The organism is Paenibacillus dendritiformis, from assembly GCF_015845845.1.
GTDB classification, from domain to species: domain Bacteria; phylum Bacillota; class Bacilli; order Paenibacillales; family Paenibacillaceae; genus Paenibacillus_B; species Paenibacillus_B dendritiformis_C.
Genome location: NZ_LDIG01000115.1, coordinates 1 through 24,677, shown reverse-complemented (window position 1 = coordinate 24,677; position 24,677 = coordinate 1). Strand labels below are relative to the sequence as shown.

Here is a 24,677-nt window from a genome sequence, read left to right as displayed (position 1 = left end):
AAAAAAAGGTGAGTTTAGACGGAGCTTCCCCGGGGTCGAAGAGCCAGGCATGCATACCAATAATCACTCGGCAACTTGGGAGACCCTGACGCTCTTCCGAAGACAAGTACTCTTTAGGAACGACTTTGGGAGTATGGCGGCCAAGCGATGAAACGCAAGAAAGCCAAACGGCAGTCAGGGAGTCGGATCGCCGCATAGTACCGAAGAAGCCGATGTAATGTTGGCAGAGGGAAGGCAGGCGACACAACAATCGATCTTGTTAAGGAAACATATACTGCACAACGGAGGCAGCAGAATCAATATGGAAACCAAATTAGCAAGAATAGCAACTATGGCCAAGTCAGACCCGAATCTAAGATTCACTTCCATAGGACACCTCATCAATGAGGAAGCGCTTATAGCTTGCCACAGGAAGATGAAACCGGGGAAGGCTACAGGAGTAGATGGCATAACGAAAGAGATGTACGAGCGTGAATTGGAAGCCAACGTAAAGAATCTGGTGGACCGGCTGAAGAAGAAAAGCTACCGGCCACTGCCGGCACGAAGGACGTATATCCCCAAGGACGAGAAAAGCAGAAGGCCGCTTGGCATACCCGCTTACGAGGACAAACTGGTGCAGATGGCACTCAAACGACTGCTCGAGGCGATATATGAACAGGACTTTCTGGAAAATTCCTACGGATTTCGGCCGGGGCGAAGCATGCACGATGCGCTAAAACGGGTTACATACAACATGGAACGAGGGAAAATGGAGTATGTAGTCGATGCGGATATCTCGGGTTTCTTCAATCATGTGAACCATGAATGGTTGATGAAATTTCTGGATAAAAGAATCGGGGACCCAAACATCCACCGCCTTGTGAGAAGAATGCTCATTGCAGGGATACAGGAAAACGGGGTATTCGAACCGAGTGAAGAAGGAACCCCTCAAGGTTCTGCAGTATCCCCGCTGTTAGCGAATATTTACCTGCATTACGTGCTGGACCTATGGTTCGATGCGGCCGTGAAGAAGCAATTGAGGGGCCGAGCGGAAATGGTGCGGTTCGCAGATGACTTCGTGTGCATGTTTCAGTTCAAAGACGATGCCGAGCGATTTTATTATGCTCTGCTCAAGCGCTTGGCTAAATTCAATTTAACAGTGGCAGAAGAGAAAACAAAGATTATACGATTTGGCCGCTTCGCTGAGGCTGCAAGGAGGAAAGCCGGCCTGGGAAAGCCGGACACGTTCGACTTTCTGGGATTTACCCATTACTGTGGGAAAAGTCGAACGGGGGGCTTTCGAGTCAAACGCAAAACGAGCAAGAAGAAATTCAGGCAGAAAATAAAAGCGTTTGACGCATGGATGAAACAAGCGAGACATAAGGAACTAACCTTAACTATACCAAAGATTCGTGCGAAATTAATAGGCCATTTCCGCTACTACGGAATAACGGATAACTTCAAGAGCATAAGAACGTACGCATACTTGGTACAGAAATCCATGTTCAAATGGCTAAACCGTAGAAGCCAACGGCAGAGTTACAGCAAAGAGAAATTCTATGACCTCGTCAAACGCTGGAATCTGCCGAAGCCGCGCATCTATGTCAATATCTACGGCTAAGAAAAAAAACCATACGTTGTAAATGATTGATGTGAAGAGCCGTATGCGTTAATTGCGCACGTACGGATCTGTGAGGGGTAGGGGCTCAATCCTCGGAAGGAAAGGCCCCGCCTACTCGACCAGGATTTCTCGCCCCAAATCAATTCCACCATTACAACGCCATTTTTTTGCGGTTTTGCCTTTCGCCACTTGCGATTTCATCAAGGCTAATGAGTTTCTCTGATGCGCCATATTTTTTATTAGACATAAAAAAGCTCCCCTTACACAGGTTTTATTTATTTCACCTGTCTACCGTAAGGGGAGCATATCAAGCTTGCTTCCGGCCAGTTTTTTTCATTTAAGGTTCGTTAAAGGTAAGGTGCTTATAATTAGAAATCGTAAGGCAGCTGTCTACAAAATAAGAAAACATGGAGGGATTCGTATGATTAACGCGATGAACAACACATGATTCCTCCGGCTGTTCCGGCGCCAATGACGATATAATCATAACGATCCTTCTTTGACATGCTATCATTCCTTTCAAACGGAATACCGTATTCTATTCTTTCATATGAAAATTGCTTGCGTGCTTGACCATTCGTATAACTGTATTTTTCATTCCGCCTATGCGCATGATCTCCCGCCCCGTCTGTGGAAGTATTTATCCCTCAATCAGAGGAATGTATCCTTTGAATACGCTGCCGCGTGGACTACACTTTAAGTAGACACCAAGAGCAATGCAGGGTGAACCAAAAATACTTGGGGGGATTTGCAAAATGAAAAGGTCTTCATTGGTACTGATGAGCATCATGCTGTTGCTCTCCATGTTCCTCGCGGCATGCGGCAATAAGGGCGGCAGCAACGCCGGCGGTCCGGCTGAAGGAACGACGCCGCCAGCCGAGACGGGAACGCCGGAAGCCAAAGCCGATCCGGTCAAGCTTCGCGTCTTCTCGACATTCGGGGGAACGGACGCGGCTCGTGAAGCGTTCCAAGCGCTTCTGGATGATTTTACTGCGAAAAATCCTCACGTCACGATTGAAAATGATACGATGTCCGCAAACGACGACGGCTTCCGGACGAAAGTAAACACCGATATGAACAGCGGCAACGAGCCGGATCTGCTGTTCTATTTTATCGGCGCGGACGCTGAAGGCTTCGTCAATGCCGGCAAGGTCGTGCCGCTGAACGAGATTCTGGACGCGGATTCGGAGTGGAAGAACGGGTTTATTCCGAACGCACTCGAGATGGCAAGACAAAAAGACGGCAACATTTATGCTGTGCCGCTGACCGGATTCTATGAAGGGCTGTTCGTAAACAAGAAAATCTTCGAAGAAAACGGACTGGAGCTCCCGACAGATTGGGAGAAGCTGAAAAAAGCGGTGACTACGTTGTCCGACAAAGGCATTATTCCATTGTCCGTGCCGTTCGACCAATCCCACTATTTGATTGAGCATATGATTCTGTCTGCAGCAGGTCCGGAGAGCCAGAACAAAGGCTTGATCGACGGCATCGATCCGAACTGGGAAAAAGGCTATGCGGCGATGAAAGAACTGTATGATCTCGGCGCATTCCCGAAAGATGCGGCAACGATTGACCTCGGCATGGCCGGCAACTATTACAGCGAAGGTCTGGCCGCGATGATTCTGGAAGGTTCTTGGGCGATCGGCGGATGGAATGAAGATACGCGCAACAACTCGACAGTTATCCCGTTCCCGCAGGTTCCAGGCGGCGCCGGCAGCGGCAACGAGGTCGTAGGCGGCTTCGGCTCCGGATTCTACCTGCCGAAATCGACCTATGACGATCCAGCGAAAAAAGATGCCGCGATTGCATTGATGAAGCATCTGACTTCCAAGGATAGCATTCAAAAAATCGCGACCGCAAACGGCGGCACGCCTGCTGCCGACGTGGAAGTGAACGGGCTGCCTCAGGTCGCTCTCGACGGGTTCGCGATGGTAGCCAAGGCCGCTGCCATCAATTCGCCAGTCGACAGCAAGGTGGCGCAAGAAACATTCTCCAATCTTCGCGCCAGCGTGCAACCTGTCGTGACCGGCAAGAAGACGCCGACCCAGGCGATCGAAGATGCGAAGAAAACCGAGGATGACAACAAAAAATAATTGGAATAGCATCATCGGAAACGCTTGAAAACCATAACGAACGCCGCCCCTCTATCATCATTCGGGCGGCGTACTCATTTCGCGCGAGGAAGAAAATAAACATCAAAGGTGATAAATATGAAGGGCGACCGAAAGTATATTGTTATGTTCTTGCTGCCTGCAGCGGTTTTTATGTCGGTCTTTCTCTACTATCCGTTCTTCAAGAGCGTCTATCTCAGCTTTTATCGCACGACCGGATTTTTCGACAAGAAATTTGTCGGCTGGGATAACTACAAGCGTCTGTTCACGGATGAACTGCTGGGAGCGGCGACGCTGCACACGTTGGAACTAATGTTGTATGTCATTTTGTTCCAGGTCGGGATCGCGCTCGTGCTGGCGGTGCTGGTCGACAACATTCAAAAGCTGAAGGGATTTTACCGTACCGTCTTCTTTTTCCCTGTCGTCATTTCGGGAACGGCGATCTCCTTGTTGTTCGTCTTGTTCTACAACTACAATTTCGGTCTGTTGAACAATCTGCTGGCGAACTTCGGCATCGAGAAAATATTATGGCTCGATGAGAACAATGCGCTGAAAGCCGTAGCCATTCCAACGGTATGGCACTATATCGGATTTTATTTTGTCCTGTTCCTTACCGCGATGTCCAAAATTCCTTCCGACTATTATGAGGCGGCCAAGCTCGAAGGGATTTCCGGCATCCGCAAAACAACGATGCTGACCATTCCTCTCATTATGAGCGATATCAAGGTCGTCATTACATTGGCGATTACGGGGACGCTGAAAGTATTCGAATTCGTCTGGGTCATTACGAAGGGACAGAACGGCACGGAAGTGCTCGGAACGTATATGTACAAAAAGGCAATGGTGGATCAAAACTTCGGTTACGGTTCCACGATCGCCATTTACATGGTCGTGTTCGGCGTTCTGCTGGCGCTCATCGCCAATCGGCTGTTGAAGAGGGACGAGATTACTTACTAAGCATTATAGGGGTGTACAGAGATGGAGCCAACCTTAGTCGTAGAACGCAATGCCCGGCGAGCGAAGTCGAAGCGGTTCAGCATCAGCGCCGCCTTGATGTATGCCGTATTGACAGCATGGGCCTTGACGACAATCTATCCGTTATTCTGGATTGTGAACAATTCTTTCAAGATGTCGCGGGATGTCATGAACAACTCGTTCAGCATCGCCTGGAATCCGGTGATGACGAACTACACCAATGCGCTTGACCGGATCAATATCGGGAAGAGCTATTTGAACAGCTTGATTATGTCCTTCGGCACCGTATTTTTGGTGCTGCTGTTCGGCGGCTTGGCGGCTTATATCTTGTCCCGCTTCCAATTCCGGGGCAAGAGAACGATTTATTCGATTCTTTACGCCACTTTGCTTATTCCGGCGTTTGCCACGGTGGTACCGGTATATGAGCTGTTGATCAAAACAAGCCTGGTCAATACGTACTGGGGTCTCATTTTGCCGCAGACTGCGGGGAACCTGACCTTCGCCACGCTGGTTATCGCGGGATATATGGCTACGATCCCGAAGGATTTGGAGGAGGCCGCCTTCATTGACGGCTGCAACCGCTGGCAAATGTTCACGAAGGTATTCGTGCCGGTGTCGCGGCCTGTATTCGCCTCGGCCAGCATTTTCGTATTTATGTGGTCGTACAATGATTTGTTCTCGGCCATGATTTTTGTCAACAAGGAAAACGTCCGGCCGATCGTGGCCTTGCTGAATGAAATCAGCTCGCAATATGGAACCGACTTCGGATTGATGGCGACCGCCGTATCGCTGACCGTCATTCCGGTATTGATTGTGTATCTGTTTATCTCGAAGTTCATCCAAAAAGGGTTGACCGAAGGCGCCGTAAAGGGATAACGATCAGGCCGGTCCTATCTTATGGAAAAAAATTCTCGGAGAATATCACATAGCGGCTTCACTCTCTTGGATTTGCGTTCGACAGTCATGTCCCGGGGGTGAAGTCTTTGTTCGTGCCGCGCCGGCGCTGGAGCTGTGATTCATGAAAAAAGCGCGCCTCGTTGAGAAAGGCACGCTTTTTCATAGATATTATCTGCAATCCGCCGAAGCGGAACGGCAGTTCAGTCAGTACCGAACCTGCAGCGTATAGTGAATATCCTCATCGGCATATTTATAGACATACAGATGGTATCGTCCCGGTTCCGCCGCGACCCCGCCGCTCATTCGGTTGCCGTCCAGCTCGGATGGATACAGGAGCGGACGATCGGTATCGCCTTCCCGGTACAGGATCCAATTCACGCCCGATCCAAGCTGCCGCTCCAGCTCGATATGAAGCTCGGACGGCTGGTCCACGTCAATGATGAATACATCCTGCCGATCGCTGCCATTCAGGGTTCCTATGACAGGCCGGCCTGCCGGAATCGGGCCGTTGGCCATATCAGGCGCATTGTTCGGCTCGGTCTCTTCGAACGGAGGAAGCTCCGGCTCCTGACCGGAATTGCTTTCCGGCTGGACGATCAAGCGATAGGACTGCTCTCCGTCCCCCACAGGATATACATACACGTAATAAGTTCCCGCCGTAGCCGCCACGGAGCCGGATACGCTTGTTCCTTCCACTTGCGTCGGATAGGCGGCATAGGTATTCAGGTCGGACTCGTGGAAGACGAGCCAGGCGACGGTGTCTGCTTGCTCTGTCTCCAACTCGATGCTCCATTGTTCCTCTTTCCCGGCATCGAAACGGTACACATCGACCCGCTCCGTATCACTCAGCTTGCCGGATACCGGCTTGCCCGTTCCATCCAGTTGAACCGCCTGCTCCCAGGTATCGTTCGGCTCATGGTCCGCATCCGGCTGTCCGCCGTCATGACCGCCATCCGCGGCTCCTTCGTTGCCCTCGTTTCCGGCGCCTCCATCCGGCAATTTCCCGCCGTTGTCGTCTGGATTCTCGCCAGCATCCCCGCCTGCGGGAAGCTTGCCGTGGAACACGACATCATAGACGAATCGTCCTGCATCGTCCACGCGGTAATTGGTAAAGTAGGCTGTGACGGTCTTATACCCGTTCCATGGCTGATCCGACAAAGCTTGCAGGAAACCGTCCGTCAAGCTGTTCATCGTCTGCCAATCTTGCTCTTTCCCCGCAGCGGCGCTTCCGATGTACGTGCCGCGAAGCTCGAAGGACCGGAAGAAGCGCGATTCCCGCTCCGTTGCGCTCGTATCCTTCAAGCCGGCCACCGCCGCGATTTCGCTATAAATTTCCCGCGCCGGCTTCGGATCAGGCGCCAGCAAATAATCATCCGAGACGAGCGGAACCGTCAAGCTGTCATAGCGGGCGACCTGCGCCTCAATCGAGCGTTGGTAGGCATCATTCATGCGCGTATCTCCGCTTATCGCCGCAAGCTGTCCTTCATAAGCGGGCGCATCGTTGAACCGGATGGCCTGATGAATGCGATCCATCGTCCTAAAATCCTGATGGTACAAGTAATCGTACAACGCAAAGGAATAATCGTAAAACTTCCATGTGCCGTACTGCGAGTTCACCGTATCGGCCACAGAAAAACGCTCTCCCGGACCGTCATGGCGCAGATTGCCGACGACCGACTTGCGGGGCTGAATCCCTTCCGTCCGCGTAGCGCCGGCGAAGAACTCGGCGCCGCCTTCGTCAAACCATTGCATCAGTCCGGTCTGATACAGCGGCCCCCGGCCCCACATGCCCGGCACCTCGTACCGGCCTTGGAGGTAATGAGTGAACTCATGCCGGAACAGCTCTTCCAGACTATAAATACTCTGATCGATCGTCCGATCATACGTGAAGAACGTGCCGTCGGGTTCAATGTATATGCCGCCGTTGTCGGTGTCGTACCCGTACAAATACCGGTTCATCCGGTATTCGTCCGGATTGTTGTAAATGACGACCGTCAGCACGTCATCCGGATTTCCCTGCTCCAGCGGCTGATCGCTGCCGATGACGCGATGGAATTGGGCTTGAACCTCCTTGGCCGCCCAATATAAGCGCTGAAGCTGCTCTTCGCTAAGCTGGCCGCCCGTCCGGAATACGAAGCGGCCGTCATCGAACTCGACCCGCTGCGGCAAATAGCGTTCCTTCCCGCGCTGCTTCAAGTCGTTCATATCGATCCGGCGGCCGGAAGCATCTGTTCCCGCATAGTGCTGGTCAATCTGATCGGCAGCCACGAAGTAGATCTCGCCCAGCGCCGGCGCGGTCTGCATGACATCGGTCAGCACCCGGTTCGCCTGCTGCGGCTCGCTGTAATAACGGCCGAGCGAACCGGTGTAGTAAATGGCGTTATTCGTCAGCCACACCTTGTCCGCCGATGCAGGTCCATGCTGCGCCATCCGGAACAGCTGCTCCAAATAGCCGTCGATGCTTCCCTTGAACGCAGCTTCCCGGTCCGGTTCGTTCATGCGCCACATCAGCACATAACCGACACCCTTCATCACCTCGTAGAATGCTCTGGAAGCCTCGTAATCACCGGACAAGGCATCCGCGCGGTCGTTGAAGCTCTGAAGAAGCCCTGTCAATCGCTTCACGGTATCCGGATCGGTGGTAGAATTGGAGATCATTCTGCCTGTCGCTCCGATAACCTTGTTCTGTAAGTCGTTGCCCCAAGCAAAGGCCGGGTTATCGATAATCGCCTTGATGGCAGGGAGCATCTTGTCCCGGAATGCCGGTTCATTAATCCGGGCCAGCTCCTTGTTGTAATATCCGAGGTAATAACCGGAACGGAGCACCTCCACCAACGTCGGAATGCCTTGATCGTCCTCGGGCGTGAACTGTCTGCCGCTTTCCTCCAGCCGATCCACAATCGCTTGGAAACGATCCTCGTCCGCGTAAAAACGATGGGTATCGTCATTGTACTTGAACAGATCCGGAATCTTCGACCATTCGATACGAACGAGCAGATCCGTAAGCTCCTCATACGACAGGGAATTCAATTCCGCCATGCTGTAATTCCTGTCGGCGCGCGTCTCGCTTGTCAGCGGCTGAAGCTGCGGCTCAGAGATGCCGGCATCGGCGGACTCCGCCACCGCGCTCGGAAGCTCTCCGTCCGCGCCGAACGGCGCAGCGGACGGAGGGAGCTCCTCCAGCGCCCATGCACTGGCGGTTCTTTGCTCCATCCGTCCTTCCGCCGGGTGCGCCGCCTTCGATTGGGCAGCGGCGAAGCCTGCCGGACTTCCTGTAGCAATGGCCGCCGCCAGCCAAATCGAAGCCCATCTCATCCATGCTTGTTGTCTCATCTTGTGCAACATCCCCCTTATGCATGTTCGTTCATGTTTCCTAATGATGAACGACAATGCTAAATATCGGCGGCCGGCAGATGGATTGACATGCAGCCAATTTCCCGTTTTTTTCGGCGAATAGGGCCATCGTCTCTATAAAAAGTTCCCGAAAGCGGGATAAAAAGGAAGCGGAAGAAGGGATTTCTTCCGGAAGGGGGCCTGTTCACCCGCTTTCCTTTTCCAATCGTTATTCCTTGATTGACGGGTACATCCGAAGTATCCAAGGCGAATCGGTTGCGACAAAATGGATTTGTCGAATTTTGTCATTAAAAATGTTGTTCCGGACACCATCGCGAGCCGAAGGGTACGAGGCAAATGCTCGTTCAGCAGCTATCGGCCGATTCTTCCTCTCGTTGTTGAGCAAACTTCAACAGAATCGCCCAGACTAAACGTTTTGTTGATTTTTTGGTAACAGGCAGGGGGGAAATATGCACACTTTCTCAACATTTGCTGTACTATATAGCAATACGAATCAGTCGCAAACCCAGGGGCGGGGCCGTTGAGAAGTGCGCAGCAGCGTGACGATAGACGGCGCGGCGACCTGTATCGTGGCAGCAATGTCGCTCTCAGAGTGTCTATAGAGATAAGGAGGTAATGGCTGTGTTTTACTGCATCGTATGTTCCCGGCTTCACGAGGAATGTGGTACTGAGGATTGGGTGTTTGAGCACGCGATTTATATCGAGCCGATGCTCGGCGAGAAAATTCAACTCGGGATGTGCAATAAGAAGGTCGGCAGAGGCAGCAGCCAATATAAATATTCGCGGCGCATGATCAAGGATGACCAGGCGGCATGGAAACAAGTCCACAGCGATTTTCCCGTATACGATCACATCGACCGCTTCCAGCTGTGGTGAACCGAAGCCGCGGTGGGCATAGGGACGGCTCCCGATGACAAAAGGGAGAAGAAGCGCCCCGGTCCGGCATTCCGACGGGCCGGGGGATGCGGAGCGCCGCGCTGGCTCGTTGCCGCGTGAACCGGAAACGGGTTCAATGACAGTGATTTCGCGGCGGAGCGGAGGAACGGGACCGGCACTGCCGATCGCATTTGCATTCAGGGAGAGGGGGACGGAAAATGACGCCGGACGGTGGAAGTTTATTCGAGATGCTGCGTGGAGACAAGCCGCGTCTATGGCTGTTCACGGGAGACAGCATTACCCATGGGCCATTGCATACGAATGGCATGCGCAATTACGTGGAGCATATTCAGGAACGAATCCGGTGGGAGCTTCAGCGCTTCCACGATGTCGTCATCAATACGGGAATCAGCGGCCATACGATTCAAGATATCGAGCGGGGATTTGCCGATAGAATCGGAAGATTCCGGCCGGACGCGGTGTTCTTGATGCTGGGGATGAATGACTGCACGAGCGGGCCGGCGGGAAGAGGGAAGTTCCGCGGCAGCTTCGTGCGGGTAATTGAACGGATCCGCAGCATCGGCGCGGTTCCCGTGCTGCAGACGCCGAATCCGATCTGCGAGGCGGAGGCGGCGGCAAGATCGGATCTGATCCACTATGTAAATATCATCCGGGAGATTGCGCTCGAGGAGCATGTTGTGCTCGTCGATCATTATGCCCACTGGATGACCAGGCAGCCGGATCAAGCGCGGCTGCGCTCCTCCTGGCTGAATGACGCCATTCATCCGAATCAGCACGGGCATGTGGAGCTTGCCCGCAAGCTGCTGCTGGACCTGGGGCTGTTCGATGAAGAGAGCCCGACCTGCAATCTGATCCTTCCATAATTGGCTTGGCCCCCTGAAGCGGCGGTGAATTCATTCTTGCAAGCGAATCATTTTTGCTGTACATTTGGATTCTGGCATCGTGCCGCGCAGCCATGGGGAATGGATGCGGTCCGGAACTCATCGGTCATCATTGCGGGTTCGCAGCCTCATGCGCAGGCCGCGCTCAAGCTGTGCCGGAATAGGGCATCAAGCTGCTATTTCATATTATGTTACGGCTCGGAAATGGCCGGGGAGAGTGAATATTTTTGAATTTGTGGGAATCATTTGTAGCCTTCGTACTGGGCCTCGTGGAAGGTCTAACGGAATTCGCGCCGGTGTCTTCCACCGGTCATATGATTATCGTCGATGATTTCTTGTTCCAATCGAAGGAACTGTTCTCGCCTGCGGTGGCCAATACGTTCAAGATTGTCATCCAGTTGGGATCCATCTTGGCGGTGGTCGTCGTCATGTGGGGGCGGTTCATGAGTCTGCTCGGATTGGGCCGCCGGAAGGAGCGTTCGCCGTTCGAGCCGAGACTGAACCTTCTGCAGGTGCTCGTCGGGCTCATTCCTGCCGGGGTCCTCGGCGTTCTCTTCAATGACTATATTGACGAGTATCTGTTCTCGACGAAGACCGTCGTCGTCGGCCTCGTGCTGGGGGCGATTCTCATGATCGCGGCAGACTGGTTCCGGCCGCGCCGCCCGAGGACGGATACGGTCGATCAGATTACATATGGACAAGCCTTCGCTGTCGGCTTGATTCAATGTCTGTCCCTGTGGCCGGGCTTTTCCCGTTCCGGGTCGACCATTTCCGGCGGCGTGCTGGCCGGGATGAGCCACCGCGCGGCGGCCGATTTCACGTTCATTATGGCGGTGCCGATCATGGCGGGAGCGAGCTTCCTATCGCTGCTGAAGAGCTGGGATTCCATTACGATGGAAGCTGTGCCCTTCTTCATCATCGGATTTATCAGCGCCTTCGTATTCGCCCTGATTTCGATCCGGTTTTTCCTGAAGCTGATCAACCGCATCAAGCTCGTTCCATTCGCCATTTACCGCTTGGTGCTGGCGGCCGTAATTTTTTTCGTTTTTATGTAATCGCATGAATGTCTTGGCTGCAGAATTGAAAAGGATGCGGTCAAGACATTTTTTTGCGCAGGGCCGCGGCGATCATCGGAACAAGCCATGCGGACGGCTTCTTTCGCGATTCCGAGATTTCGCTTCCGATCTCGCATTGCATCTGCCGGCAGCAGCAGGGAGAATGTGTTCATCTCGAACAGCGATGTCAGGAGCCGGATCCTGCTTCGATACGCATGATGTCATCATTGTCCCGCATCCCCGGGAAGTGACGGGCGGGTGAAAGGATCAAGGCGCAGGAATAAACATGGATTGACCGCGCGCAGTGCGGATAATAACCGGTTAGCCGAAAAAAGCCTTTCTGAAGCAATTGCGCTCCAGAAAGGCTTTATCTGGGTGGATCAATCATAAGGAAGGATTAGTCGTCATCTTCGTCTTCGTCATCGCCGTCTTCATCGTCTTCGTCATCGCCGTCTTCGTCGTCTTCCTCTTCGTCTTCGTCATCGCCGTCTTCATCGTCTTCCTCTTCGTCTTCGCCATCGCTGTCTTCGTCGTCTTCCTCTTCGTCTTCGCCATCGCTGTCTTCGTCGTCTTCCTCTTCGTCTTCGTCATCGCTGTCTTCGTCGTCTTCCTCTTCGTCTTCATCGTCTTCGCCGTCCGCATCATCCCAATCCAATCCAACCTTTTCTCCGCCATCCAGCTCTACATCGATATCGGCAACCTTGTCCCAATCAATGTCTTTCAGGAAAGAGTCGAGACTTCCGCCATCGGCGTCGAACTCTACGATTTCTCCACCCTTATACTCAACTTCGATACTGTCGAACCCTCCCAGATTTTCGAGTTGTTTTTTTACATTCTCATACTTGCTCATTGCGCTCAACCCTCTCCTTGGAAATAATATGATAATTTACTTTCCCTCTATTCTATGTCTTGCAGCAGATAAGGTATGGACGAATGAGAGAGGAGGATAGTGGAAAAAACGCTTGCTGGCCAAGGGGTTCCAGGTGCACAAAAGTATATTTTCCCTATGAATGAACAGTAGCCCTAACTTGCTAGAATGGGAGAGCATAATCTGGTGTATGCCTGTAACGAATAAAGGAGCGAGCGTCATGAAGGGATTAATCCTCTGTGCCGGCAAAGGATCCAGAGTTCGGCCATTCTCCTCGGACACTCCAAAATCGCTTCTCCCCGTAGCGAATAAACCGCTTCTATTTTATTGCCTCGACAAACTTGCGGAGCTGAAGATTCAAGAGATTGGAATCGTTATCCGGCGCGAGTACCAAGCGATGTTCGAAGCGCAGTTGGGTAACGGTGAACAATGGGAAATGAAGGTGACTTATCTCTACCAGGATATCCCGCTAGGAATTGCTGACGCAGTCAAGCAAGCGGAAAGCTTTATCGCTTCGGACCCATTCATGCTACTTCTGGGCGATAACTTGATTGCTCAGTCTCTGTCCGGACTGCGAGACCTGGTAACACGCAAGGGCCATGACACCGGAATGCTGCTGGGCCGGGTGGCGTATCCGCAGGACTATGGGATTGCCGAAGTGAAGGGCGATCTTGTCATCGGGCTGGAGGAGAAGCCCGAACGGCCCAAGTCCAACCTGGCGTCTCTGGGGGCGTACGTTTTTACCCCGGCTCTCTTCCGTGCGGTTCACTCCATATCCCCCTCTCCCCGGGGAGAGTATGAGATCACCCATGCGATACAATGGCTCATTGATAACCATTATTCGGTAGCGTATACGATAACGGATGGAAATCATTCTGACGTCGGAACGGCGGAGCGTTGGCTGGAGGCGAATCGTTGGGTGTTGGAAGGGCTGGAGAATCCGGGGAAGCCGATTCGGGAGAAGGATTATCCGGGATGCCGGATTATCCCGCCGGTCTTATTGGATCCGAGCTGTAAATTAAGCGGTTGCACGATTGGGCCCTATGTCACGATCGGCCCGCGTGCCCGTCTCGTCGATTGTCATGTGAAGAACAGTATCGTGCTGGAAGATGTGAACTTGGAGCACTCCGAACTGAATAACGTGATCGCGAGCCGTCATTTCATCGCGACACCATCTGGAAGGTGGATTGAATGAACATCTTGGTAATAGGGCTCGGTTATGTCGGCGCAACGACGGCCTTGGCTTTTGCGGAGCTGGGCTGGAAAGTATCGGGGATAGACACGGACAAGGCGAAGCTGGACTCGATGCAGAACGGTAAGCTTCCTTTTTATGAACCGGGATTGGACGGGCTGCTGCTCAAGCATGTTCAGTCGGGAAATTTACGTTTTTATACCGATGCGAAGCAGGCGATTCAAGACCATCAAATCTTGTTTTTATGTGTCGGGACCCCGTCCGGGAGCGACGGGAGCGCGGATTTGAGCTACATTGAGCAGGCCGCGCAGCAGATAGGCGAATACATGCAGGAGTACAAAGTAATCGTCGTCAAAAGCACCGTGCCGGTTGGAACGAACCGCAAGGTGGCCGCCTGGATCGCGGGCAGCCAGCTCTCCGGGCAGCCGTTTGATGTCGTCTCGAACCCGGAATTTCTGAGAGAGGGGAGCGCGCTGCATGATGCGCTCCATCCCGACCGCATCATTATCGGAAGCCAATCGGAAAGAGCTGCAAGCATCGTTCGTCAACTCTATCATACGATGTCTTGTCCCGTCATTCATACGGAACCGGCGACTGCAGAAATGATTAAGTATGCTTCCAATGCATTTCTTGCGGCCAAAATCTCCTTTATGAACGAACTTGCCCGGTTGTGCGACCAATGCGGCGTGAAAGTGACCGATATCGCCGAAGGGATGGGACTCGATGCGCGGATTGGCCGCTCCTTCCTGCGAGCCGGCATAGGGTATGGGGGATCCTGCTTCCCGAAAGACGTCAAAGCGCTGCTGCATACGGCGCGTCAATACGGCGTACGTCTGACGCTGCTGGAGAAGGTCGTTCAGATCAACCGCACCCAATATTTATATCTGATGACGCGGCTGAGCCGGAAGCTGCAGACGCTGGAAGGACGGAAAATAGCCGTGCTGGGCCTCGCGTTCAAACCGGGAACCGACGATCTCAGAGAAGCGCCTTCGCTGGGCGTCATCTCCTATCTGCTGAAGCATGGGGCAGAAGTGAAGGTGCATGATCCTGTCGCCCGCGTGCCCGACGCTCTCGGAACGGTCCGGCTGACCCAATGCGAGGAGGCGGAGGAGGCGCTCCAAGGAGCCGACGCTGCCGTAATCTGCACCGAATGGCCCGCTTATTCGACATTGGAATGGGATAAGCTTCGGAACGTGATGAGAACTCCGTACCTGTTCGACGGCAGAAATATGCTGGATGCGGCGCAGATGGCGGCCTGGGGCTACGATTATCAAGGAGTGGGAGTTCAGCCGCCCAACCAGGGACATCCTCAAGATCGTCTCATATTAGCGGAGGGGGACGTATTGTGAACATTTTAGTTACGGGAGCTGCCGGCTTCATCGGCTCCCATCTCTGCGAACGGCTGCTTCAGGACGAGCAGGCGCGTGTCATCGGCGTTGACGGATTTATCGATTCGTCGACTCCCCGCCGGAATCGGCAGCTCAATCTTCAGGCGCTGCTTGGTCATCCGTGGTTCATCTTCCATGAGCTCGACCTGCTGAATGCGCCGATGATGGAGCTGCTGGATGGTATTGATGTGGTCTGCCACCTGGCGGGGATGCCCGGGGTACGATCGAGCTGGGGCCCCGAATTCGCGGCTTATGCCGCACATAACATCGTGGCGACGCAGCGCTTGCTGGAAGGCTGCAAGCAGCATCCGGTGCGCAAATTTATTTATGCGTCGACTTCATCCGTCTACGGCGAGCAGAGCGGGCGGGTCGATGAGAGCGCCCAGACGAAGCCGCTATCCCCGTACGGCGTCAGCAAATTAACGGGAGAACACCTGTGCCGCGTCTATTTGCGCAATGACGGCATTCCGGTCACGGTGCTTCGCTTCTTTACCGTATATGGACCGAGACAGCGGCCGGATATGGCGTTTCACCGCTTCATCCGTCAAATGCTGCAGGGAGATCCGATAACGCTGTACGGCGACGGAAGTCAGACCCGCGATTTCACGTATGTATCGGATTGTGTAGAAGGGATTGCCGCCGCGGTCTACGCGGATGGAATTCGCGGCGAGATACTGAACATCGGAGGCAGGGAGCGGGCATCCGTGAAAACCTGCATCACGCTGCTGGAGGAACTGCTTCAACAGAAGGCTGCCATACAGTACGCCGGCGCTACCTACGGAGAGCCCCGCCATACTTGGGCCGATATCGCGAAGGCGGAGTCTCTGCTGGGCTATCATCCGCGGGTTAGCCTCCAAGCGGGATTGGCGGCGGAGATAGAGGCGCTCCGGCAGTTATACCCATAAGACAGGCGCCGAGATTCCTTCGGCGCCTGTCTCTCCGTCATTGGCCGTTCCATACCTCCAGTATCTCTTGGGCGACGCGCGGCCAGATGAACCGCTGCTCGGCAAGCCGCCGGCCCCGCAGCCCCATCTGCCGGCTGGCCTCCATATTGGAGAGCAGATGGTTCAGCTTCTCGGCATATTCGAGCGGATTCTCCGGCTCGGTAATGAGCAGGCCGTTGTCATTGAGCAATACTTCGGGATTGCCGCCGCGAGCCGTCGTTAGAAATGGAAGCCCGGCAGCCATCGCTTCGTAATGAACCCTGGCCAGCGGCTCATCCCAGAGCGAGGTGCACACGAATACGTCTGCGGCGGAGAACCAGCGGTGGATATCGCCCGATTGCACATACCCGGTCGTGATGACCGGCAGGGGAGAACGGGCGGCCAAGGCGCGGACGTAGGCGATATAATCGCTGACCTTATTGTCGCTGTACCAGGCGCCGCCTACCACGACCAGGGCGGCATCCGAATGCTTCAGATGGGACATGGCCTTCACCAGCACATGCGGGCCCTTGTTGCGCGACAGTCGGCCGACGAACAGGATCACTTTTTTCGATTCCAACTGGTTCTGGGCCCGCAGATTGTTCCGCTCGTTGCGGGCGGAGTCGGATTCCATCCACGGCGCGAAGAGAGACAGGTCGACGCCGGAGTATATCGTGCGCAGCTTCGGGGCGGCATGGGGATGGTACCGGACGATTTCCTGCCCGATAAAGTTGCTGATCGTAATGATCCGCTCCGTCTGCTCGACGGCGGCGCTGCCTTCCTCCGGATGAATCTTGGCCGGATGGAACATGTCGTTATGCATGCTGAGAATAATCCGGGAAGCAGGCGCTATGCTGCGAACCGGAAGCACGAGGCGCGGCCGGTTGAAAATATGAATGATATCGTAATGCTCTCCTTGTTGGGAGAGGAAGCCGATTACTCCTTCCGCATACTGTTCGAACAGGCCGTCCGACGGAACGCGGACATACCGTATTCCGTCCACGATTTCGGCGTCCGGCAGCTCGGGATCGGATCTTCCGAGGATGGTCAGTCGGTGATGCTGGCCCAGTTGCGGAGCGACTCCGCCAATATAAGTCTGGATGGCCCCGCCTCTAATATTAGGGACAGGGAGCTTTTCCGTACAGATCATTAATACATTCATGTTCTATGCTTCCTCCTGTCTTAGGCAGTGTGGCCGGAACGGGACTTCTTGCGGGAAGAACGGCGGGCGGCGCGCACGCGGCCTAGCGGCTTGCTCAGGCTGGAATAACGGTGCCGGCGCGACAACCGGGCCGCCTTCACGCGGCGCATACGAACAGCGCCTATCCGCCGCTTGCGGCGAAGCGACCCTCTTCTCCGGGACAGCCGCTTTCTGCCGGCGGAAGGGCGAATACGACGCGCCGTTCTTCTCCGGCGGCGGGCCGTTCCGGTCCCCAGCCGCAGTATCGGATCGACGGCGGGAGCCGAGCCAGGCTTTGCCGGGAATGCAGGGACAACAGGATGGGGGGCAGGCGCCACGGCAACAGGCTCCGCGGCAACATGTTCCGCCGCAGCAGGCGCCACGGCAACAGGCTCTTCGGCAACATGTTCCGCCGCAGCAGGTGCCGATGCAGCATGGACAGGTTCAGCAGGCGCCGGCTCGGCTGGCGCTTCCGCAGGAACGGGCGGGTCGGCAGAGACGGCATCCGGCGCGCCCGCATGCGCTTCCACCGCATCGCTTGCCGCAGCCATTGGAGGCTCCGGATGCGGGAAGGCGGGAACCTCGACGGCTGGCAGCGCCTCTCCATTGAAGAGGGAATCCGGGAGCGCCATTTGCCACGAAGCGGCCGGAGCAGGCGTGCTATAATCGCCAGGCGCATACTGCTCGGCATCGGCGGCCAGCTCCGTCAACGCTTGCCACTTCGTGTTCTCGGTCGCGAGCACCCGCTGCAATATCGGCTCCAGCTCCATTCCGAGGAAGGTCACCGGGTCGAACACGACTTCCTTGACATGCTTGTAGAATTCATTCGGGAAGGCCATATCCAAGCAGAGGAGCTCGAACATCTCCCGATCCATCGGATTCGCCTGATGGTAGGCGCCGATCATTCCGCGAATCCACGCCATGTCCCATACGCCCATATCGTCCATCGTGCTCGTGATCAGCTTCCGCAGGTCACGGAACGGAAAATCATACGCGACGCCGTCCAAGTCGATGACCCAGATGCCGCCTGGCCCCATTTGGCCGTTTGACCATCCATAATCCTGGTGAACGAGACCCCAATGCGGCTCTCCCATCGCCGTCATGCTGAAATATTTGGAGGCATACAGCTTTTCCAGCGCTTCGCGCGCTTGTCTCTCGAATTCATCGACGACGCCGAGCAATTGCTGGCTCGCAGGAAATTCATTGTAGGCGCTGGCAATATCCCGGAACCACCCGATTTTGGCAATAATTTTTTCATAGTATTTTGGCCATGTGTACAGACGGGATGATTTGCCTGCCCGAGCAGGCGGGACATACCCTTTGGACAGAAGGTGGAATTCCCCAAGTCCATAACACAGCGTAGCGGCGCCTTCCAAATCGATTTTGGATACAGGCTGCATCTGCTCGATCCAGTCGGTAACAATCCAGAGCTTGCCCCCGGCTTCCACGTAATTCTCATTTCCCGTCGTTGGAATCAGCGCAGGCACGCGGGCTCCTTGCTCGACCAGATACTGCTGGGCGCCGATGCTGAACAGACTCCGTGAAGGAATGCGGTGCAGCACCTTGAGGCTTCGGGGGCCTTTGTCGGTGTCGATTCTCCAAATGGCCCCGCCTTTGTCGGGCTTCGACGTAATCAGCACCATGCTGCTGACCGACATGTCATATTGGCTCATGACATGGCGCGCTACTTCCTCCACTTCAGGGGGCACATATTGTTCCAGTACCGTGCCGGCCGGGACGGTATGAATCAGATGTTCCCAAGGACCTATTTGATATTGTTCCAACGGCTTTCCCTCCATAATCATTAATTAGTCACATCATAGGCAGAACCAGCTGGCGGTATATATCCAGCATCCGGCTTGCAGCTTGGGAGACATGGAATCGCTCCGTCACGAAGGACCTTCCGGACTGCACCAGCTCGCTTAACTCTTCCCTGCCCATCTGCCGAATTTGCTGAATATGAGCCATGAGCAGTTCTCGCGATACAGGCTGTTCTGAATGGTGATCCCCGAACCAGCAATCCCACGCTTGATCATATTTGCTGGCATCGATGATACCGAGGAACCCTCTGCTTCCGACGGATATAAGAGGGCGCAGGCAGGCCATAGCTTCCAGCCCGATACGGCCGGTTCCGATTACGCAATCACTGATGGCGTAGCAAGCTCTCATATTCAATACTTCTCCTGGAAAAATGATAAACGGTTCTCCGGCCAACTGCCGCTCTCGTTCTGCGAGCTCCGCTACTCTTTCCTCGTCTCGACCGCCTCCTACAATCATGAGAATGAACCGGGAGTTCCCCGATCTGCGAAGCGCAGCGACCGTGCGAATCGATTCCTCGCATATATCCGCCTTCTCCCAGGACAGACGGCCGGCATATAATACGACAAAGGCATGATTCGGGATCCCCAGCTTGCTGCGCAAGTATTGCTGGTACATAGGATTGTAGGCGTTGTACTCGGCCACATCGACTCCATTGGGAATGAGCTGCGAATCAATGCCATTTAGGCGCAGCATGCGTTCCACCACGGGGCTGACGCTGATGAAGGTCGTGCCGGACCGCAGCTTCGCCATGGCGGGCCCGTCGTAATAGCATCCATGAACGGTAAAGACAAAAGGAATATTCATGTGCTCGGCCGCCTTCCTTGCCAACTCGCCCGAAGGAGTCTGATGCGCATGCACAACATGGATTCTTTCGGCATGGATGACCATTTTCAGCACGTTCAAATGCTCGATCCGGTTCGCCGCGTCAGGCTCGAAATTATCCCGTACGAAATCGATCTCATAGTACGGACATCCGAGTCCGACAAAGGAATCCAACAGCTTCCCTCTCTTGCCGGCAACAGCCACGAACGCACCCTGACGGATGAGTTCTCTTGTCAACGACAGCGTATACGTTTCGGTTCCTCCGATATTGAACTGATCGATGACCATCAAGATGCGCAGCGGCCATAATATAGGGGAAGGGACGGGAGAGATATCGGCAGGTACGGGATGAAGGGCAGCAGGGCTGGCCATTCCTGTCCGTTTGCGGGTTCGCTTCAACGAGGAATATGCACTTCTTCCCGTTTTTTTCTTGACGGTCAGCGCCCGTTTGATTTTCTGCATCGATTCACGCCCTTTATAGAGGGGTTAGCATATATTTCATACATATGTCATAGGAACAAAAGTGACATGTACACTCGTGTATTTTTAAGGATGATATTTGTTTTCCGCCATTGACTACCTATTTTTCAGAAGAGGATGAATATATTGCATCAGAGTCTGCTTATAGAGAGGTGACCTCATTGAAGGAGTACCGTTTGCCCGAGCACGCCGAAAAAATAGGGAGCGGACAGCAAGGGACGGTGTACCGGATTGCGCCCGATCGATGCGTCAAAATCTTTGCCAAGGCGCGGTACGCCGAGCTGGAATGCGAAGCATACGGCCGGGCAAGGGGCTCTCCGATTCTGCCGAAGCTCTATGAGGCCGGATCGGATTATATCATTTTGGAATATTTGGACGGGGAGACGATGCAGTCCCGGCTGCGCCGCACAGGCCGCCTGACGAGAGAAAATGCGGCACAGATTCTGGACACTCTTGATGAAATGAAAAAGAGGAAGTTTACCCGAATTGACATTGCCTTGTTCCATCTATTTTTCTATCGGGGCGGCAAGATGAAAATTATTGACTTGGTTCATGCTTATTCCCAATCTTGCGCCGTTCCTATCGTATTGGCCGAGGGACTCCGAAGAATGAACCTGCTGGAATCGTTCCTTGAGCATGTCGAGGCGCTCGATTCGGAGCGGCTGCGCGATTGGGATGAATTGATCAAAAGGAGTGGTTGAGATGGGGGCATCCCTCGATGTCACTGTGAACGATGCTTTCCGAACCACTGTGGAACGGGTTTGCCGTCACTTTTCGTTAGGCGAGCTGTTAGGGGAAGCGATAAGACTTCGGGGATCTTTTAATATCAATGTCAAAATCAGGACGACCACAGGACACTATGTTATTCGATTCGCGAATTCTTCGGTTCGCGAGGAGCATCTCCAATATGTGTCAAGACTTCTGGATGCCTTGCCGGAGGAAGAGATCCCCGTGCTGCGGCCGCTCAAGGATGAGCAGGGAGCCATCATCGTGTATGATGAGGGTCAGCGAATTCAAGTGACTCCTTTTGTGCGGGGGAGAAGCTTCCAGTGCCGGGAGCAGCAAGTGCGGGCTAGTGCGGGCATGCTGAGGAAGTTCCATCGCCTGCTGCGGAACAGGAAGCCGGGGCCGGTTCCGGACTGGTCATTTTATCGTCCGACCGCTTATTTGACCGATACGTTCCGTCACCTTCGCTCGCTTCCGGGAATACCGGCCGAGGAGCTAACCCGGACATCCTATTTTATGGAGCGGACGGTCAAGCAGTATCATGAAGCGGAACCGTTCCTGCCGCGTTCGATTATTCATGGCGACTGGCATTTTTGGAATCAGCGGTATCTGTTCAACGATGTCAATTGCGTAATGGACTTTGATTTTGTGCAGCATGGCGTTCAATTGTTCGACGTGGCCTATGCATTATGGGTTATCTATTTGCTGCTCCCCCAATATGCGGACACCTTCGATGCCGCCTTTTTATCCGGCTATGGGGAGTTGACCGACGAAGAGATTCGCGCTCTTCCGGCGGCGCTCTGCCGGGTAAGCTTGTTCTTCCTCTGTCAGGCGGCTTATTCGCCCGATCCGGTCGCGAAATGGAGGCGGCAGTTCGACCGGCAAATGCCGTTTCTGGAATGGATGCAGGGGGAGGGGGGACGCCGCGTCCGCGAGCTGGCGCGTTCGGCAAGAGGGTAGAGCGGTTGATTATCAGGTTTGAACTTGGTCTGGTCCCCCTATTTTTCAAAATGCAATACAAAAAGAGATCGTTCTTTTCGTAAAATGGAAGTACCGACCTGCCATCTGCGAAAGGAACGATTTCTTTGTACATGTAGCGTTGGCTACGGTTGAATAACGAATGAGAGCGACGAAGGATCTCTGCATGTACGAGCGACTTCAAACTGTACGTTTACGATTAATGGGCAAGTCTGTACGCGAGATTAAGCGTACGGATATATCTATTTGCTGCGCAGCGTTTCGAAGTTGATGCAACATATGGGCATGTGCTACACGAACCACGTATACGCTTGCCGCTGCAGACAGTCCCCAACTCAATATGTGGAAGGACTTGAAAGTGGGTCAAAGCGGACGTAGTACGTCTTCTACCACACTGTAGCTGGGATACGGAAGAATGTCTGCTCTTTCATGAATGCACAGTGTTGAAAGAACCTCAAGCAATCATTGACCGTCTCTGTGTGCGAATGGAGTCTGATAGAGTGGTGGATCTTCTTTAGTTCAACTTATATAGCTGCTCCTTTTAGCTATGTCTTTTTCTTGTTGTTTTATATGATACTTTTGCAGCTCAAGTATGTATCTATCTAGCTGTTGGCTAACTTGAACGACCTCGTCATCGGTAAGTTTGCCTTTTTGACTGGCAATGTGGATTAATTTTTGTTGAAGCTCTTTGGCTTTTGCTAGCAATATATCATGGAAATTTTCTAATTTAGTTATGCATTCTTTTTCATTGTCAATATCATTAACCTTAGAAAAGTAACAAGCACTTTTTTGTAGATCTGATCCGCCTTTTTGGATGTCGCAAACTGTAATGAAATAGTCCGCTCGATGGTAATAATATTCAGCTAGTTGTGAAATCATGTTGGGATTTTTGTCAATGATGTGATGTGGGTCGATAGGGTAGGAAATTAAATTTTTGGCTTCTTGTAATCGATGCTCCTGTAAATAAATTATCATTAATTGATTCAAAGCTGACAGAGCTAAACCCTGATCGCACGTTTCTAAAAGTGAGGTCAACTGGGCTACCGCTACATCCGTCTTCCCCTTCTTGGAATTAAGTAATGCGTTCATTAGCAGTGTATTTTCTTTGATGTAAGGGCCGTCAAACTGTGAGTATAGACGAGTGTAATATTCAGACTTGTCGTAATCCCCGATCTGATAATATGCCCCTCGCAATATGAAGAGCGCGTGAACGTAGTACTTATTGTTAGGCTCAGCTTCCTGAAGCACATGAAGGGCAAGCTCGATGCTCTCCGGATACAGAAATAAATTATAAGCATGAATACCCAACTTGTAGTAGAACATGATGCGGTCTTCCGCGCTCAAAAAATGTGTGTACATCACGATATGCTTGCCATTGTCGTAAACCACTCGCAGCCGAGTAAAGTCATCCCGTTCGATTAAGTATACTTGCAATAGCCCTCTTGCCAGAAAGGGCATAATGCCGTGGTCGCGCGAATAGTCAACGATCAATTGTTATAAAGCCAATCGAATTTCCTTGCGTTCCAAGCTTTCCGTGAAGGCATAGAGCCGCTCAACCAAGGAATAACTGTCGTCGCTAGGCGATTCCAAAAATTTTCTCCCTACTTTTTGTACCAGTTCCGCAGTACTCGAATGCTGAATCACGTCCTGTAACACGAAAAGAAGGGTATCTGCCCTCTTGTCAACGGTTATGTGGAGTTCGACCAAAGCCTCTAACGGTATTTGTAATGCTTCTGCAAGCGGACGGATTGTCATATATTCCGGCCTTTTAACGTCAGCGTTTTCGATTTTGGATATTGTAGCTTTATGTATGCCTGTCAATTCTGATAATTGCGATAAAGTCATGCCTCTATTGTGTCGATAGCACTGTATTAATTCCCCAATGGACAATATTTGTGCCATCCCATCAGCACCTTCTCCCATTTTCAATAATCTTACATCTATATTTTTACATTTTTTTCTAAAATGTAAACCTTCCATATTATATTAATGCTCACACAAATCACTCTCGTTCTCGCAGGGAAATTTGAAGACTACTTCCACGATTCGACATTTAGTGTCATGGGATGACTATATTTTCGGCCCGAAAGTCCCGAATCGAAGACTCATTGACACGTTGGGAGAAGTATCATTAAGATAAAGTCGAATAAGCTCGATTTCCATATTTTTTCGTTCGTACGAAAGATTGCTGTTCGGAAAACATAGTTCTATGCGATTATATGAGGTTACTCCTTATAGTTCAACGCGTCATGGGGCATAAATCCTGTTTGCTGGCTGGAAGAGTTTTTTTGCTCAAGCAATCCGAGAGGGATTGCCCTCCCGCCGTAGGCTTGGGCGCGCGCTCTTACGGGAGGACGTGCGCCCGGTCAGGGCGGATGGTCCGCTTCACCCGAGGCAATACATACATCAAGCGATTTAAAGGAGAAGCATATAATTGGCAAGCCGGCTGCGGGACGATTACCAGAGCTTCGCCGACCTGTCTACCGAATTCAACACGCTGAATGTCATCCATGTGCCGCATGCGGGCAT

The 24,677-nt window shown here is 53.0% G+C and carries 19 protein-coding genes; 12 read left to right on the top strand and 7 right to left on the bottom strand.

The features are described 5' to 3' along the window. Positions 1 to 301: 301 nt before the first annotated feature. The 4 genes from ltrA (at position 302) to ABD76_RS10100 (ending at position 5,562) form a co-directional block, all read left to right on the top strand. Positions 302 to 1,600, top strand: coding sequence for a group II intron reverse transcriptase/maturase (gene ltrA, locus ABD76_RS10115; RefSeq protein WP_197253427.1), 1,299 nt, complete (start codon positions 302 to 304; stop codon positions 1,598 to 1,600). Between the two features lie 755 nt (positions 1,601 to 2,355). Continuing rightward, the gene (locus tag ABD76_RS10110) at positions 2,356 to 3,693 is read left to right on the top strand and encodes an ABC transporter substrate-binding protein (protein WP_197256558.1); all 1,338 of its coding nucleotides are present in this window, start codon (positions 2,356 to 2,358) and stop codon (positions 3,691 to 3,693) included. Between the two features lie 117 nt (positions 3,694 to 3,810). Further along, on the top strand, positions 3,811 to 4,668 hold the full coding sequence (locus ABD76_RS10105) for a carbohydrate ABC transporter permease (RefSeq protein WP_168178858.1): 858 nt from the start codon (positions 3,811 to 3,813) through the stop codon (positions 4,666 to 4,668). A gap of 21 nt (positions 4,669 to 4,689) precedes the next feature. Continuing rightward, positions 4,690 to 5,562: a carbohydrate ABC transporter permease gene (locus ABD76_RS10100; protein ID WP_197256556.1), complete on the top strand. Its 873-nt coding sequence runs from the start codon at positions 4,690 to 4,692 to the stop codon at positions 5,560 to 5,562. Between the two features lie 225 nt (positions 5,563 to 5,787). Here the strand turns inward: ABD76_RS10100 and ABD76_RS10095 are convergent, their stop codons facing one another. Beyond that, on the bottom strand, positions 5,788 to 8,916 hold the full coding sequence (locus tag ABD76_RS10095) for a collagenase (protein ID WP_197256554.1): 3,129 nt from the start codon (positions 8,914 to 8,916) through the stop codon (positions 5,788 to 5,790). 636 nt (positions 8,917 to 9,552) lie between these two features. On the opposite strand from ABD76_RS10095, the gene ABD76_RS10090 reads away from it, so the two are divergent. The 3 genes from ABD76_RS10090 to ABD76_RS10080 all read left to right on the top strand — a co-directional run bounded on the left by ABD76_RS10090 (position 9,553) and on the right by ABD76_RS10080 (position 11,770). Continuing rightward, positions 9,553 to 9,813 (top strand): DUF3973 domain-containing protein, encoded by a 261-nt coding sequence (locus ABD76_RS10090; RefSeq protein ID WP_197256552.1) that lies wholly within the window; start codon positions 9,553 to 9,555, stop codon positions 9,811 to 9,813. 218 nt (positions 9,814 to 10,031) lie between these two features. Then, the gene (locus ABD76_RS10085; RefSeq protein WP_197256550.1) at positions 10,032 to 10,697 is read left to right on the top strand and encodes an SGNH/GDSL hydrolase family protein; all 666 of its coding nucleotides are present in this window, start codon (positions 10,032 to 10,034) and stop codon (positions 10,695 to 10,697) included. Between the two features lie 245 nt (positions 10,698 to 10,942). Further along, positions 10,943 to 11,770: an undecaprenyl-diphosphate phosphatase gene (locus tag ABD76_RS10080; protein WP_197256548.1), complete on the top strand. Its 828-nt coding sequence runs from the start codon at positions 10,943 to 10,945 to the stop codon at positions 11,768 to 11,770. A 397-nt stretch (positions 11,771 to 12,167) separates the two neighbouring features. Here ABD76_RS10080 and ABD76_RS10075 read toward each other — a convergent pair whose 3' ends face one another. Then, positions 12,168 to 12,620 carry a hypothetical protein gene (locus ABD76_RS10075; protein WP_197256546.1) on the bottom strand — a complete coding sequence of 151 codons (453 nt, stop codon included), beginning with the start codon at positions 12,618 to 12,620 and terminating at the stop codon, positions 12,168 to 12,170. A gap of 238 nt (positions 12,621 to 12,858) precedes the next feature. On the opposite strand from ABD76_RS10075, the gene ABD76_RS10070 reads away from it, so the two are divergent. The 3 genes from ABD76_RS10070 to ABD76_RS10060 are packed head-to-tail and all read left to right on the top strand — an operon-like array spanning position 12,859 to position 16,123. After that, positions 12,859 to 13,833, top strand: a complete 975-nt coding sequence (locus ABD76_RS10070) for a sugar phosphate nucleotidyltransferase (RefSeq protein ID WP_197256543.1) — start codon at positions 12,859 to 12,861, stop codon at positions 13,831 to 13,833. Next, positions 13,830 to 15,179: a UDP-glucose dehydrogenase family protein gene (locus ABD76_RS10065; RefSeq protein ID WP_197256542.1), complete on the top strand. Its 1,350-nt coding sequence runs from the start codon at positions 13,830 to 13,832 to the stop codon at positions 15,177 to 15,179. The genes ABD76_RS10070 and ABD76_RS10065 overlap by 4 nt, the downstream gene beginning before the upstream one ends. Beyond that, positions 15,176 to 16,123: an NAD-dependent epimerase/dehydratase family protein gene (locus tag ABD76_RS10060; protein WP_197256540.1), complete on the top strand. Its 948-nt coding sequence runs from the start codon at positions 15,176 to 15,178 to the stop codon at positions 16,121 to 16,123. Before ABD76_RS10065 ends, ABD76_RS10060 begins: the two co-directional genes overlap by 4 nt. Positions 16,124 to 16,160: 37 nt before the next feature. On the opposite strand, the gene ABD76_RS10055 is transcribed toward ABD76_RS10060, so the two are convergent. From ABD76_RS10055 to ABD76_RS10045, 3 genes are read right to left on the bottom strand one after another with little or no spacing between them, the layout of a single operon-like run. Then, positions 16,161 to 17,303 carry a glycosyltransferase family 4 protein gene (locus ABD76_RS10055; RefSeq protein ID WP_197256538.1) on the bottom strand — a complete coding sequence of 381 codons (1,143 nt, stop codon included), beginning with the start codon at positions 17,301 to 17,303 and terminating at the stop codon, positions 16,161 to 16,163. Between the two features lie 20 nt (positions 17,304 to 17,323). After that, positions 17,324 to 19,105 (bottom strand): CotS family spore coat protein, encoded by a 1,782-nt coding sequence (locus ABD76_RS10050; protein ID WP_197256536.1) that lies wholly within the window; start codon positions 19,103 to 19,105, stop codon positions 17,324 to 17,326. Between the two features lie 28 nt (positions 19,106 to 19,133). Next, the gene (locus ABD76_RS10045) at positions 19,134 to 20,426 is read right to left on the bottom strand and encodes a glycosyltransferase (protein WP_197256534.1); all 1,293 of its coding nucleotides are present in this window, start codon (positions 20,424 to 20,426) and stop codon (positions 19,134 to 19,136) included. Positions 20,427 to 20,605: 179 nt separating this feature from the next. Here ABD76_RS10045 and ABD76_RS10040 point away from each other — a divergent pair, with 179 nt between their 5' ends. Both ABD76_RS10040 and ABD76_RS10035 read left to right on the top strand, forming a co-directional pair. Continuing rightward, positions 20,606 to 21,145 (top strand): hypothetical protein, encoded by a 540-nt coding sequence (locus ABD76_RS10040; protein ID WP_197256532.1) that lies wholly within the window; start codon positions 20,606 to 20,608, stop codon positions 21,143 to 21,145. Position 21,146: 1 nt separating this feature from the next. Beyond that, positions 21,147 to 22,130, top strand: coding sequence for a phosphotransferase (locus tag ABD76_RS10035; RefSeq protein WP_197256529.1), 984 nt, complete (start codon positions 21,147 to 21,149; stop codon positions 22,128 to 22,130). A 537-nt stretch (positions 22,131 to 22,667) separates the two neighbouring features. Here the strand turns inward: ABD76_RS10035 and ABD76_RS29460 are convergent. Then, a complete protein-coding gene (locus ABD76_RS29460) occupies positions 22,668 to 23,471 on the bottom strand; it encodes an aspartyl-phosphate phosphatase Spo0E family protein (protein WP_242069496.1) in 804 nt (267 codons plus the stop codon). Positions 23,472 to 23,642: 171 nt separating this feature from the next. After that, a complete protein-coding gene (locus ABD76_RS29455; protein ID WP_242069495.1) occupies positions 23,643 to 24,128 on the bottom strand; it encodes a helix-turn-helix domain-containing protein in 486 nt (161 codons plus the stop codon). Positions 24,129 to 24,677 lie beyond the last annotated feature (549 nt).

Excerpts from the sequence above, each read along its gene's own strand:
- ltrA (WP_197253427.1), top strand. The coding sequence starts at position 302 with ATGGAAACCAAATTAGCAAGAATAGCAACTATGGCCAAGTCAGACCCG.
- ABD76_RS10110 (WP_197256558.1), top strand. The coding sequence starts at position 2,356 with ATGAAAAGGTCTTCATTGGTACTGATGAGCATCATGCTGTTGCTCTCC.
- ABD76_RS10105 (WP_168178858.1), top strand. The coding sequence starts at position 3,811 with ATGAAGGGCGACCGAAAGTATATTGTTATGTTCTTGCTGCCTGCAGCG.
- ABD76_RS10100 (WP_197256556.1), top strand. The coding sequence starts at position 4,690 with ATGGAGCCAACCTTAGTCGTAGAACGCAATGCCCGGCGAGCGAAGTCG.
- ABD76_RS10095 (WP_197256554.1), bottom strand. The coding sequence starts at position 8,916 with ATGAGACAACAAGCATGGATGAGATGGGCTTCGATTTGGCTGGCGGCG.
- ABD76_RS10090 (WP_197256552.1), top strand. The coding sequence starts at position 9,553 with ATGGCTGTGTTTTACTGCATCGTATGTTCCCGGCTTCACGAGGAATGT.
- ABD76_RS10085 (WP_197256550.1), top strand. The coding sequence starts at position 10,032 with ATGACGCCGGACGGTGGAAGTTTATTCGAGATGCTGCGTGGAGACAAG.
- ABD76_RS10075 (WP_197256546.1), bottom strand. The coding sequence starts at position 12,620 with ATGAGCAAGTATGAGAATGTAAAAAAACAACTCGAAAATCTGGGAGGG.
- ABD76_RS10070 (WP_197256543.1), top strand. The coding sequence starts at position 12,859 with ATGAAGGGATTAATCCTCTGTGCCGGCAAAGGATCCAGAGTTCGGCCA.
- ABD76_RS10065 (WP_197256542.1), top strand. The coding sequence starts at position 13,830 with ATGAACATCTTGGTAATAGGGCTCGGTTATGTCGGCGCAACGACGGCC.
- ABD76_RS10055 (WP_197256538.1), bottom strand. The coding sequence starts at position 17,303 with ATGAATGTATTAATGATCTGTACGGAAAAGCTCCCTGTCCCTAATATT.
- ABD76_RS10045 (WP_197256534.1), bottom strand. The coding sequence starts at position 20,426 with ATGCAGAAAATCAAACGGGCGCTGACCGTCAAGAAAAAAACGGGAAGA.
- ABD76_RS10035 (WP_197256529.1), top strand. The coding sequence starts at position 21,147 with ATGGGGGCATCCCTCGATGTCACTGTGAACGATGCTTTCCGAACCACT.
- ABD76_RS29460 (WP_242069496.1), bottom strand. The coding sequence starts at position 23,471 with ATGTTCTACTACAAGTTGGGTATTCATGCTTATAATTTATTTCTGTAT.
- ABD76_RS29455 (WP_242069495.1), bottom strand. The coding sequence starts at position 24,128 with ATGGAAGGTTTACATTTTAGAAAAAAATGTAAAAATATAGATGTAAGA.